The organism is Pseudomonas vancouverensis (genome assembly GCF_004348895.1).
Lineage (GTDB): Bacteria > Pseudomonadota > Gammaproteobacteria > Pseudomonadales > Pseudomonadaceae > Aquipseudomonas > Aquipseudomonas vancouverensis.
The window spans coordinates 489,616-502,287 of the sequence record NZ_RRZK01000007.1 but is presented as its reverse complement, the minus strand read 5'-3'; the positions used below and the strand labels follow the sequence as shown (position 1 = coordinate 502,287).

Genomic DNA, 12,672 nt, shown 5'->3' with positions numbered 1-12,672 from the left:
GGGCGTCGGTCAGGCTTGCACACCCCCGTCAGGCTTTGGATTGAGGAACGGCGTCGTGTCAGTGATTTCGCGCAGCACGTAATCGATGGGGACCAGCTCGGTCAATTCCTTGCGCCGTTCAGTCGGCAATTGCACCAAATGCTCATCGGCAATTTTCAAGTGCGCCGCTGTGAATTGTTCAGGCGTTGCAGTAAGTGCGTCGTAGTGGAAGTGCGCCAGCCACAGTGGCTGGTCCTGGTTGGCTATATCGAGAATCCGGAACTCCTCAAAGTAGTCTTTGCGTTGTCGGGTCTTGATCCGGCCTTGCTGGTTTTTGACGATGCGTACCTGCTTGTTGGTGAGCAGCCATTGCAGGTACGCCTGTCGAGGCTTGCGCTGCTTGAGCATCAGCGTACGGGTTTTGATGCCCTCACTGCGTAGTCGGACAGCATTGCCTCGGAGTTCCTCAGGAAGCGTAGCGACGGGAAACCTGTCCAGGTCAATGTTTTGCTCGATGTTGGCAGCCATTTGCTCGAGACGATTGGCTTGAAGGTCAAACAGGTCCTGCATGTCCGCCGGGATGCGCTGGGGTTTAAGGGCATCTTTTTTTGTTCGTTCAATGAAGTTGTCCACATCCAGGTTCAACTCAAGCCCGGCGCCGACCGTTTCCGTATCGTTACGAGCGGGTGGTACTGCCGGGGCCAACCTTGCAGGAATGATTTCCTTGAGGGGCTGCTCTTCAGGCCGGGCGTTGCTGGGATTCGCGGAGGGGCGAGGCCGGTTCTTGGTGACTTTGCCCGGCAGTCGTGATGGTCCGGCGACTGCCGGTTTGGGTGCCGATGGCAAGTAGGCAGCCGGACCCTCCGGTGACAGAGTGCTTAATTGGTGTTGAGCCAGTTCCCTGAATTCGACAACCAGGTGGCGAACGCGCTCAAGCTCGATCGGGTCAACCTGATCAGGGTATTCACCCGGTATCTCCTTAAGTCGCTGGTCCGCATCGGCAAAGGTATCAACCAGGGTGCTCAGCGCACCGAGACGGACCGCCAATGGCTGGTCCGGTGTCTGGACTTTCATCAGCTTCGCCATGTTATGACCGGCCTTTCCCGCTTCCACCATGATCTTGGCGACGGCTTCGCGAGGAGCCGCCATGTCCACATCATTTCCCGGCTTCATACAAAGTTCGTGGGACATACCGATTTCGTTGGCTTTCAAGTCCCACTCGGTGAAGCTCGGCAGGACCTTCTTGAACTGTTCAACTTCGCGAATACCCAGGCCGCCCAATCCGACCAGCCGATCCCGCGTTACTTGCGATAGCTGAAACCGGGCGATCATTTCACCACTTGCCTGTATGGCTTTGCGGGCTGCATCAATGTAGACCGCGCGCGGGGTGGCTGGCTGGAGAAGGGTATCGGTGAGGGCCATATACGAGGCTTTTGTAGGGAGGAACCACAGGGCAATGTATTTTTGCAGCTGTGTCGTCATGCGTAGCATGTCGTAGACGTAGCTACTGCTGCTACCGTCCATTGCGCGCCACTGTTCAAGTCGCTCCAGATTCAGCTGGTAGTCGCTGATCTGTTGATCCAGCAGGACAAGGTAGGGTCCGGTCTCGCCAGGGTTGCTTTCCTGCTTTGCCTGAGCAATGTCGAACGCACGCTCTTTGGCAACTTCCAGTTTTTGGAACTCGTTCAACAGTCCTTCCAGTTCCTTTTTTTTGTTGGCCTTTTCCTGGCGCTGGGCTTTTAACCTGCTCTTGAGGCTTTCTCCGCCGGCGCCGCCGCGAAGCCGCAAGCGCAAGTCCAGAAACCAGCTCCCTTGCCGGTTATGAATCAATAGCGGACCTGTGCGCGTGGGGTCGTCGGGGTAGGCAATCTTCAGGTTACCGTCGGCGTCCTCTGCAACCTTGAACCAGCGCTCGCCGACTTGCGCGAACACGTCGCTCTCCAAATGATACAGCGGAGCATTACCGAGCTTGAGGATGGTCACCTCCTCGCTGGCCAGGTCCGGCGCGGGGACTTTGATGCTGTCCAGATAAACGCCCAGTGCCCCGGGTGAGCGTCGAGGAACCGAGCCGCCGATCTCAAGGGAGGAGAAGTGACTGACAGGCAATCGCCCCTTGATCGGTGTATCAATGAGTTTCACGGTTGGAGCAGGGACAGTGGCAGGTTGGGGCATGGGCTCGAGCGCATCGATGTCGCGAGGTGTTTCCGCCAGGCCCGTGTCAGTCTTGCGCTTGGACATCGCGCGATGGGCCACGACCAACCCCAGCATCAACAAAAGGTCACCCATGGCGGACCATTGGCTGAGCCTGTCGCCACGCGTACCGGCATCCTCTGCCTGCTGAATGTCGGAGAGGGCCTGCCAGACCCAGACAGCAATGCCCGCGGGACCGCTGAGGAAGTTCGATGCCACGTTAAATAACGCCCAGCCACTGTCGCGCAGCAACGCCCATTGTCTTTCGGCATTGGACTGTGATTGCCTGTCTGCGAGGGTGGCCATTGCCATGGCATTGCTTTTGAACAGGAAGGAAAACGCATCGCCGGCCAGCTCGACCGTCGACAGTTTGAGCGGATTTTCCCATGTGGCCGGGCTCCAGGGTTCGGTCAACACCTGGAGGGCCAGCCATGGTGAAGGGAAGCCGACAGGAAAGGCGTATTGGGCGTATTTGAAGCTCAGTGCGGAGTCTGGCAGCCAGGCGAGTATCGAGTCCCTCAGCTCTCCGGGTTGATGCATGGCATAAATCAGGTTGGGTTCTGAAGGAAACTGCAGCAAGGGCGTGTCCAGCAATGGGCGATAAAGCAGACAAGGTCCACTATCCGGACTGCGTGGTCCGATGATGAACATATTGGCAACGGTATCGCCAGCGGACTCGGTGCCATGCATGAGGACGAGAGGGCGAATCACGACAGGGTGCGGCTCGCCAGGCTCGGGCTCCAGCCATTGCCGAATTGTATGAAAACCTTGCTCGTCTACCCCGCCCAAGCGGCGAATCTTGTGTTCAAGCGCCATGAGCAGTAGATGGACCGGCAGTTGTTGGGTGTAGGCCTTTTGCTGCAGGGCCGCCTGGCTTTTGTCATCGATTAGTCTGGACTTGATCAGCTTCGGATAGACCTCGCCCACATTGACCTGGGCAGCCATCGTCGTGAGGTACTCAGGTGTCAGCCAGTCGGGAATCTGGCGGGCATTCTTGAAGCGCAGGTTGGCCCGGTAGGGGGCCTCGTTTTGCAAGGCGAACTCGCCGAGGGTTTCGGTGTGCGTGTCGAGTGGATTGGGGAGTGTCAAACCACCCGCTTCGAAGCTGTTGATGATGGTGATTTCGAGCTGGTCGAGTGGAAGATCCACCGACTCGACGGGTTTGTCTGCCGTGATTGCTTCGCGCATCTTCTGCTGGGCAAAGTCAGTGACGGACGGGATCCTGTACAGCCCGCTGTCGGCGTGTCGGAGCAACTTGCCAAGGTTTCTGAGGGACTGGCTATAGATATCCAGATCGGTGGTCGATGCGTTTGTCAGCCAATCGGGGATCGCTTGATCGAGTTGGCTGCGCGTGGGTTCTTCAGGGAGGCTGCCGCGGGCGTTTTTTTCCGACGGGTTTTCGCCGGTGATGGTGCTTAAGGTATCAATCTGGGTGTTGATCAGGGCCCAGGCCATGTGGTCGAAAAAATCTCCATCGGGTTCGAACAGACGCCACTGCATATCACGTCCGGCCAACTTGTCACCGATGCGTTCCGGTAATACGGCGCCGAGTTTCTCGAGGGTGTCGAAAGACTCATAGCCGTCTTCGACGGTGTACATCATCAGCAAATCGCGTTGCTCGAATCGTCCATTGATGACAGCCGCACCCCCTACCATCAAATGCTCGTTTCCCGTGGTGCCGGTGATATCGATATCGATCAAGCACACCTGAATATCCTTCATCGCGGGTTCGTTGAGCTGCCGCACTGTTTTGTCCGGGTACAGCGATACTGCCCGGGCTACTCGGCACTGATCGCTGTTCCAACCGTTCACTTGCTGCACATCCAGCATCATGCGCAATGAGTTGGACAGCCCATGCCAGCGGCGAACGTTGTGTACCTCTTCGTTCCAGAAAGCCAGTTGCTGCTCGCCGAATGCGACGAACAAAAGCGGGGCATAGTCATTGAGCAGATGGGCGATGTCTTCGATGTTGATGTTCAAGTGCACGACAGGGGATGTCAGGGGCAGGCGGGTGAGGAAGTGCTCGCCTTCAAGATAGTTGGCAACGGTCGTCGTGAAAAACTGCCTCACCACGGCCTGGGTCAGCGTTTGGTACTGGACAGGGCCTGCGCTGGGTTCGCCATCGACCAACTGCCATTGCGGGGTACCGATCAGGGTCTGGTCCGGGTCGAGGTCTTGAGTTGAAAAGCGCTCCTTCAGGGCTTCTCGCAGCATGTTTGCCGCGACTTCGCTAATGATGGGGCCTTGATGGTGTTCGTGGACCTTTGCGCTGGCTTTTACAGTGTTTGTCATGGTCATTTCCCTATGAAGGGGGCGATGGCGTCATCGTCCCGGAGAAATGAGGCTAGTGATCAGTGTTAGCGCCTTGGCGGTAATTACCTATCGCTCCAAAAAAAGACCCGCATCAACGCGGGTCTGTGTGGCGGTTTGCGCGGTGACCTGCTCAGGTCCCGGACTTGATTTTGGTCCAGGCCCGGGTACGCGCCCGTTCTGCGTCGCGTGGTAGCGGTTGCAGGGTGTAGAGCGTGTTCATCGCCGCATCGGTCGGGTACAGGTTCGGGTTGTTGCGGATCGCCGGGTCGACCATTTCCGTGGCGTCCTTGTTCGGGTTCGGGTAACCGACGAAGTCACTGACTGGTGCAATCACCTGCGGTTGCAGCAGGTAGTTGATGAAGGTGTAGGCGTCTTCGGTGTTCTTCGCTCCCTTCGGAATCGCCAGCATGTCGAACCAGATCGGCGCGCCTTCTTTCGGCAGGCGCATGTCCACCGTCACGCCGTTCTTGGCTTCCTTGGCGCGGTTGGCGGCTTGCGAGAAGCTGCCGGAATAACCGACCGCCACGCAGATGTCACCGTTGGCGATGTCGGCCATGTACTTGGACGAATGGAAGTAGGTGATGTACGGCCGAATCTTCATCAGCAGCGCTTCAGCCTTGTCGTAGTCCGCCGGCTTCTTGCTGTTGGGGTCCAGGCCGAGGTGTTGCAGGGCCAGTGGCAGGATCTCCGACGGCGAATCGAGCAGGGCGACGCCGCACTGTTTGAGCTTGCTGATGTTCTCTTCCTTGAAGATCAGGTCCCAGCTGTCCACGGGGGCGTTGTCACCGAGCACGGCCTTGACCTTGTCCGGGTTGAAGCCGATGAGGATGGTGCCGTACATGTAGGGCACGGCAAATTTGTTGCCCGGGTCGTTGGCCTCGATCAGCTTCATCAGTTTCGGGTCGAGGTGATTCCAGTTCGGCAGCTTGCTACGGTCCAGCGGCTGGAACACCCCGGCCTCGATCTGCTTGGCGAGGAACACGTTGGACGGCACTACGACGTCGTAGCCGGAGTTGCCGGTCAGCAACTTGGCCTCCAGCGCTTCGTTAGTGTCGAAGATGTCGTAGACCAGTTTGGTCTGGGTGTTCTGCGCCTTGAAGTCTTCCAGGGCCTTGGGCGTGATGTAGTCGAACCAGTTGTAGACGCGCAACGTGCGTTCTTCAGCGTGAGCGGCGCCGGTCAGCAGCGTCGCGCACAGTGCCGGCGCGATAAAGCGCTTGAGACTTTTCATTGTTCTGGATCCTTACTGTGCGCTTTCAAAACCTTCGAGGACGTTCACCGCGTTGATGCCGATTTCTTCGACCGCGTAACCGCCTTCCATCACGAACAGCGTCGGTTTGCCCAAGGCCGCAATGCGCTTGCCCATCGCCAGGTAATCCGGGCTGTCGAGCTTGAACTGCGAGATCGGGTCGTCCTTGAAGGTATCGACGCCCAGGGACACGACAATGATGTCGGCGCCGTAGCTTTCGATTTCTTTGCAGGCCTGTTCCAGCGCGTCGCTCCAGACATCCCAGCCGGAGCCGGCCGCGAGCGGGTAGTTGAAGTTGAAGCCTTCGCCGGCGCCTTCGCCGCGCTCGTCTTCATAGCCAAGGAAGAACGGGAATTCCGCTTCCGGGTGGCCGTGGATCGAGGTGAACAGTACGTCGCTGCGCTCGTAGAAAATCGACTGTGTGCCGTTGCCGTGGTGGTAGTCGACGTCGAGGATCGCGACCTTCTTGTGGCCCTGATCGAGGAAGGCCTGGGCGGCGATGGCGGCGTTGTTGAGGTAGCAGTAACCGCCCATCAGATCGCCGGCGGCGTGGTGTCCTGGTGGACGGCACAGGGCAAACGCACTGCGCGCGCCGTTCTGGATTTCCGCCTGTGCGGTCAGCGCGACTTGCGCTGCGCTGTAGGCCGCTTGCCAGGTGCCGGCGGTGATCGGCGCGCCGCCGTCGAAGCTGTAATAACCGAGCTGGCCATGCAGGCTGGTCGGTTTGATTGCACGCAAGGTGCGCGCTGGCCAGGTGTAAGGCAGCAGGTCGCCGTCGGTGTTGAATTCGGTCCAGCGCGCCCAGGCACCTTTGAAAAAGTCGAGATAATCGCGGCTGTGGATGCGTGCAATCGGCTCAAGGCCGAAATCCTTCGGCGCTTCCACCGGGCCCAGTTTCTGGTGTTGTACGCGTTGCAGTACATGGTCGGCACGCGAAGGCATCTCGAAGCAGGGCTTGAGTTGCCCGTCAATGAGTTCGCAACGGCCGTGATGCAGGTGGTGATCGTCCGAGTAGATCGTCAGCATTTGTTGTTCTCCGCAGGGCTGATTCGGTTGGACACAGTGTTGCGGCGCAGGGCGAATCGGAGAACGTCAGGAGAGGCCAAAAGGGGATTGATACGGCCAAAAAAACTGACCGAAATTCGCCCCTGAATGGCTCAGGCTTGCCCAGAAGTGGGTCAAAGATACAAACCTGTGGGAGCTGGCAAGCCGGCCACCACAGAGAAGATATCAATGTGGGCGGAACTGGCTCGGCGCCACACCGCTCCAGCGCACGAATGCATGACGAAAACTCGCGGTCTCGCTGAAACCGAGCGCCTCGGCAATCTGGTAGATCGGCAGTTGATCCTCGCAGAGCATTTGCTTGGCCTGTTCGAAACGCAGCTCATCGAGCAATTCCTGATAGCTGCAACCCAGGTCCTTGAGATGACGGCGCAGGGTACGGGCAGAGCAATTCATCTGTTCGGCCAGGCCTTCCAGGCCCGGTGCGGCGTTCAATTGCGCGCTGAGCAACTGGCGGATTCGCCCCAGCCACGCCTGTCTGCCGGTGAACTCGAGATTCTGTTTGCGGCAGCGTTCGGCCATGGCCTGATGCGTGATGACATCGGCCAGCGGCAATGGCTGATCAAGCCAGTGCCGGTCGAAGGCAAACGCATTGTCCTTGGCGGCGAAGTGCAATGAGCTGTCGAAGTGCTCGGCATAACTGTCGCGGTAATCCGGCGCTGCGTGCTCGAAGCGCGTGGCGAGCAGCGGCAACGGGTGGCCGAGCAAATCGTCACAGATGACTTTCAGCGATACCAGGCAGAATTCGGCGTTGAACACGGCCATGGCCGGGCTCTCACGGTAATCGGCGGCGACGAACCAGACGCGCTCGCCATCGTCCTCCAGGCTCAACTCGAAAAGTGTTCCCAGCAGGGCCGGATAACGTATCGCCAGGCGCAAAGCGTCACCGAAGGTGGCACAGGTCAGCAGGGCGTAACCGAGTATGCCGTAGCAGGACACGTGCATGCGTCGGCCCAGTTCCAGGCCGATGTCGTGCTTGAGCGCAACGGCGTTGGCGCAGACCTGCATCTCCTGATTGGTGGTGATGCGTGTGTCGGCACGGTTCAGGTCCGCGGCGCTGATGCCGCTGCCGGCCAGCAACGCCTCGCTGGACAAGCCTTCAGCCTTGAAGGTGTTGAGGATCAGCGAGACGGCGTTGAGGGTAGTGAGGTGGGAGTGGAGCATAGGGACTTCCAGCCTGGGGATGCTGGAAACGGCAGCAAGTTGCATGCCGGATGGCGTCAATCCTGATGGAGTCTGTGGCGAGGGAGCTTGCTCCCGCTCGGCTGCGAAGCAGACGCAATGGGGCCGCTGCGCGACCCAACGGGAGCAAGCTCCCTCGCCACAAAGGCTTGCTCCTATTGGGGCGATGGTGTGTCAGCTGAGTTCGCCACACAGGTCGAGTTCGATCAGGCGCCGTACTTCAGCCACATCGAGTCCCGTACCCAACAAACCATGCAGCTTGCCGAACGCGGCCTCGCGGGTCATGCCGCCACCGGACAAAACCCCCACACCCCGCAAGCGACTGCCAGCCTCGTAGACGTCCAGTTCTACGCCACCTTCATGGCACTGCGTGACCGCTACCACGACCACACCGTTGTCCCGCGCACGAGCAAGGCTGGCGAGGAACTCGGGGTTGTCACTCGGTCCGGTACCGCTGCCATAGCACTCCAGCACCAGGCCTTGAATGCCGCTGTCGATCAGGCCGTTCAACACCCCGGCGCTGATCCCCGGAAACAATGGCAATACAGCGACGTTCGCCAGATGTTTGGGCTGGTTGTAGTTCAACGCGACCGGCAGGGAAGCGGCTTTCACGCCGCCGCCCTGGCGTTCCAGGCGCTTGAACGGATGTCGGCCGAAACTGCGCACTTTGGCGCAGCGGGTGGGTGCCAGCAGTTCGCCGTGGAAGTACAGATGCACACCCGGCGCCAGGCCTTGTCCCAGGGCAACCAAGGCACCGCCGAGATTTTCCCAGGCGTCGCTGTCAGGAACGCCGGCCGGCAACATGGAGCCGGTGAAGCACACCCGGGCCTGGAGGCCGAGCAACTGGAAACTCATGGCCGCAGCGCTGTAGGCCAGGGTATCGGTGCCATGCAGGATCAGCACGCTGTCGCAGCCTTGCACATCCACCGCATCGAACACCGCTTCACGCAGTTGCTGCCAATAGGCCGGAGTCATATTGGCGCTGTCGATCAGCGGCGACATCTCGCGAAAACGCCATTGCGGCACCACCAGTTCCGGCTGGCTGAGCAGGTGCTCGCGCATCCGCGCTTCGAAACCGGAAGCAGGAGCCAGGCCGTTGGCGCTGGCCTGCATGCCGATGGTGCCGCCGGTGTAGAGCACCATGACGTGCTGGGCAGCAGGGTAGGTCGAGGAATTCATGGAGACGCTCCGAGAACAATGACGTCCTGTGTGGGAGGGGCTTGCTCGCGAAGAGGTCGCGTCAGTTGACATCAATGTCATCTGAAACACCGCTTTCGCGAGCTAGCCCGCTCCTACAGGTAATTGCGCACTTTCCCACAAGGGATGGCGCACTTTAACCGATCAGCGTTGCGCTGCGGGGATGCCTTGCGGCTGAGCGTCAGCCGGTGGATTGGTCGGCCAGGCCTTCAGGTCCAGGTCCAGATCGGTAAATTTGCTGGCGTCGAACACGGGCTGCTTGACGCCGATGCGGCGCTGCTCGTCGTAGTCGCGCATGACGCGCAGGCCGACCTTGAACAGCATCGCCAGAGCCACCAGGTTGACGAAGGCCAGGCAGGTCATGGTGATGTCGGCGAAGGCGAACACGGTCGAAAGGTCCTGCATCGAACCCCATACCACCAGCGCCAGCACCAGGCCGCGGAAGGTCATCAGCGCGGCGCGGTTGCGGGTGAGAAATTGCAGGCTGTTCTCGCCCAGGTAGTAGTTGTAGAGGATGCAGGTGAAGACGAACAGCGACAGCGCGACACTGACGAACATGCGGCCCCAGTCACCGACCACGGCGGCCAGCGAGTTCTGGGTCAGGACGATGCCGTCACCTTCGAAGCCCGGGGTGTAGAAGCCCGACAACAGAATCAGCAGCGCGGTGCAGGTGCAGATCACGAACGTGTCGAGAAACACGCTGAACGCCTGAACCACGCCTTGGGCGCCCGGGTGCTTCACGGCAGCGACTGCGGCGACGTTCGGCGCACTGCCCAGTCCCGCTTCGTTGGCGAACACGCCGCGCTTCACGCCCATGACGATGGCGCTGCCGAGCAGGCCGCCGAACGCCGGGTCGAGGCCGAAGGCGCTTTTGAAGATGGTTTCCAGCATGGCGGGCACGTGTTCGATCTGCGTGCCGATCACGTACAGGGTTACGCCGATGTAGGCCAGGGTCTTGATCGGTACCAGCAGGTCGGACACCGAGGCGATGCGCTTGATGCCGCCGATGAAGGTGATGGCCAGCAACACTGCCAGGACGATGCCGGTGTGGCGTGGGTCGAAGGCAAAGGCGTTCTGCAGCGAATGGGTCACGGTGTACGACTGCAGGCCAATGAAGGCGAAGCCGTAGGTGACCAGCAGCAGGATGGAGAACACCACCGCCATGCCTTTGCGCTTCAGGCCGTGCTGGATGTAGTAAGCCGGGCCGCCTCGGTACAGACCGTCGCCGTCGGCGCGCTTGTAGACCTGGGCCAGGGTGCATTCGAAGAAGCTGCTGGACATGCCGACCAGTGCAGTCACCCACATCCAGAACACCGCACCCGGCCCCCCGAGAGTCACGGCGATGCCGACACCGGCGATGTTGCCGGCACCGACACGACCGGCAAGGCTGAGCATCAGCGCCTGGAACGAGCTGAGTTGGCCAGCGTTGCCTTTGAGGCTGTCGCGGAACACCGCGAACATGTGCAAGAAATGACGCAGTTGTACGAAACGCGAGCGGATCGTGAAGTAACTACCGAGCCCGACAATGAGCACGATCAGTACTTTCCCTGAGAGGAAGTCGTTAATGACTTCGAGCATGGATTATTCCTCGCTGTTTTTTTTAGAGGCAGAAATGCACGCCGGGCAGACACATCGAGTTACACCCCTTGGCGCACGGCACAGAGGGCGGGTCGACATTCGTCCCGGTTTCATATCGCGGGTTTGTTATTAGTTCGATTTCGCACGGGTTGTGGTCTCGCTACCGACGACCGCTCACGCGAAGAGGGGCGGCACTATACCGATGCTTGTCTGTGGGAGCGAGCCTGCTCGCGATGGGGCAGGAACCACACCGCAAAACCCGGGCAAAAAAAAGGGCCTGGAGAGTGATCTCCAAGCCCTCAAAAGGTGAGAGGTGTCTAGTCCCTCGACCTGGTGAGCGGTGCTACAGGTAACGCGTCGGATCAGGCCTTCAAAGGCACCAGACGCGGAGCAATCATGTTTTCCGGGCGCAGGATGTCGGCGAGCATGGCTTCGTCGAGCAGACCTTCTTCGCGCACCAGTTCCAGCACGCCGCGGCCTGTTTCCAGGGCGATACGGGCGATGCGGGTGGCGTTTTTGTAGCCGATGTACGGGTTCAGTGCGGTGACCAGGCCGATCGAGTGCTCGACCAGTTCACGGCAGCGCGCTTCGTTGGCCGTGATGCCGACGATGCAGTGCTCGCGCAGCATGTCCATGGCGCGTTGCAGCAGGCGGATCGAGTCGAGGATCTTGAAGGCGATCAGCGGCTCCATCACGTTCAGTTGCAGTTGGCCGCCTTCGGCTGCCATGGTCAGCGCCAGGTCGTTACCGATGACCTGGAACGCTACCTGGTTAACGGCTTCCGGGATTACCGGGTTGACCTTGCCTGGCATGATCGAGCTGCCTGGCTGACGCGCTGGCAGGTTGATCTCGTTGATGCCGGTGCGCGGGCCGCTGGACAGCAGGCGCAGGTCGTTGCAGATCTTCGACAGCTTGACCGCGGTGCGCTTGAGCATGCCGGAGAACAGCACGAAGGCGCCCATGTCCGAGGTGGCTTCGATCAGGTCGGCGGCTGGAACCAGTGGTTGACCGCTGATCAGCGCCAGACGCTGAACGGCCAGGTGCTGATAGCGCGGGTCGGCGTTGATGCCGGTGCCGATCGCGGTGCCGCCCAGGTTCACTTCGGTCAGCAGTTCCGGGGCCAGCGTCTTCAGACGGGCCAGGTCTTCGCCCATGGTGGTGGCGAAAGCGCGGAATTCCTGGCCGAGCGTCATCGGCACGGCGTCTTGCAGCTGGGTACGACCCATCTTCAGGACGTGGTTGAATTCTTCACCCTTGGCCGCGAATGCCTGAATCAGGCTGTCGAGACTGGCGAGCAGAGCGTCGTGACCCAGCAACAGACCCAGGCGGATCGCCGTCGGGTAAGCGTCGTTGGTCGACTGCGCCATGTTCACGTCGTCGTTCGGGTGCAGGTACTGGTATTCGCCTTTCTGGTGACCCATGGCCTCCAGCGCGATGTTGGCGATCACTTCGTTGGCATTCATGTTGGTCGAAGTGCCAGCGCCGCCTTGAATCATGTCCACCACGAACTCTTCGTGGAAATCGCCGCGGATCAAACGGGCACAGGCTTCGCTGATGGCAGCGTGCTTGGCTTCGCTCAGGTGACCCAGCTCACGGTTGGCGTCAGCGGCGGCCTGTTTGACCATCGCCAGACCGACAACCAGTTTCGGGTAATGCGAAATCGGAACACCGGAGAGGCGGAAGTTGTTCACCGCTCGCAGGGTCTGGATGCCGTAATACGCTTGAGCGGGTACTTCGAGGGCGCCAAGCAGGTCGTTTTCTGTGCGGAATGATGCAGCGGAGGACATGATAGAAATCATCTCAATATGGACCCGGTCTGTGCCGGAACGCTGCGAATGCTAGGCTTGTGGAGAATTTTGGGCCAATGCTGTTAAACACTGGCCTATGCATATTCGGCATAATGCCCATGTGACGCCGGCTTG

General features: G+C 59.9%; 7 protein-coding genes. All 7 read right to left on the bottom strand.

Annotated elements, in window-relative coordinates; translation table 11 throughout:
* Window positions 1-9: 9 nt before the first annotated feature.
* Window positions 10-4,461 carry a dermonecrotic toxin domain-containing protein gene (locus EIY72_RS06755; RefSeq protein WP_093228479.1) on the bottom strand — a complete coding sequence of 1,484 codons (4,452 nt, stop codon included), beginning with the start codon at window positions 4,459-4,461 and terminating at the stop codon, window positions 10-12.
* Window positions 4,462-4,612: 151 nt separating this feature from the next.
* A complete protein-coding gene (locus EIY72_RS06750) occupies window positions 4,613-5,713 on the bottom strand; it encodes a polyamine ABC transporter substrate-binding protein (RefSeq protein WP_093228482.1) in 1,101 nt (366 codons plus the stop codon).
* 12 nt (window positions 5,714-5,725) lie between these two features.
* A complete protein-coding gene (locus EIY72_RS06745) occupies window positions 5,726-6,757 on the bottom strand; it encodes a histone deacetylase family protein (RefSeq protein WP_093228485.1) in 1,032 nt (343 codons plus the stop codon).
* 204 nt (window positions 6,758-6,961) lie between these two features.
* Window positions 6,962-7,957, bottom strand: coding sequence for an AraC family transcriptional regulator (locus EIY72_RS06740; protein ID WP_093228488.1), 996 nt, complete (start codon window positions 7,955-7,957; stop codon window positions 6,962-6,964).
* A gap of 192 nt (window positions 7,958-8,149) precedes the next feature.
* Window positions 8,150-9,154, bottom strand: coding sequence for an asparaginase (locus EIY72_RS06735; protein ID WP_093228491.1), 1,005 nt, complete (start codon window positions 9,152-9,154; stop codon window positions 8,150-8,152).
* A gap of 162 nt (window positions 9,155-9,316) precedes the next feature.
* The gene (locus tag EIY72_RS06730) at window positions 9,317-10,750 is read right to left on the bottom strand and encodes an alanine/glycine:cation symporter family protein (protein WP_093228494.1); all 1,434 of its coding nucleotides are present in this window, start codon (window positions 10,748-10,750) and stop codon (window positions 9,317-9,319) included.
* A 362-nt stretch (window positions 10,751-11,112) separates the two neighbouring features.
* Entirely contained in the window at window positions 11,113-12,537 is a 1,425-nt protein-coding gene (gene aspA / locus EIY72_RS06725) for an aspartate ammonia-lyase (protein WP_093228497.1), read from the bottom strand.
* Between the last annotated feature and the right edge of the window lie 135 nt (window positions 12,538-12,672).

Excerpts from the sequence above, each read along its gene's own strand:
- EIY72_RS06730 (WP_093228494.1), bottom strand. The coding sequence starts at position 10,750 with ATGCTCGAAGTCATTAACGACTTCCTCTCAGGGAAAGTACTGATCGTG.
- EIY72_RS06755 (WP_093228479.1), bottom strand. The coding sequence starts at position 4,461 with ATGACAAACACTGTAAAAGCCAGCGCAAAGGTCCACGAACACCATCAA.
- EIY72_RS06735 (WP_093228491.1), bottom strand. The coding sequence starts at position 9,154 with ATGAATTCCTCGACCTACCCTGCTGCCCAGCACGTCATGGTGCTCTAC.
- EIY72_RS06750 (WP_093228482.1), bottom strand. The coding sequence starts at position 5,713 with ATGAAAAGTCTCAAGCGCTTTATCGCGCCGGCACTGTGCGCGACGCTG.
- EIY72_RS06745 (WP_093228485.1), bottom strand. The coding sequence starts at position 6,757 with ATGCTGACGATCTACTCGGACGATCACCACCTGCATCACGGCCGTTGC.
- EIY72_RS06740 (WP_093228488.1), bottom strand. The coding sequence starts at position 7,957 with ATGCTCCACTCCCACCTCACTACCCTCAACGCCGTCTCGCTGATCCTC.
- aspA (WP_093228497.1), bottom strand. The coding sequence starts at position 12,537 with ATGTCCTCCGCTGCATCATTCCGCACAGAAAACGACCTGCTTGGCGCC.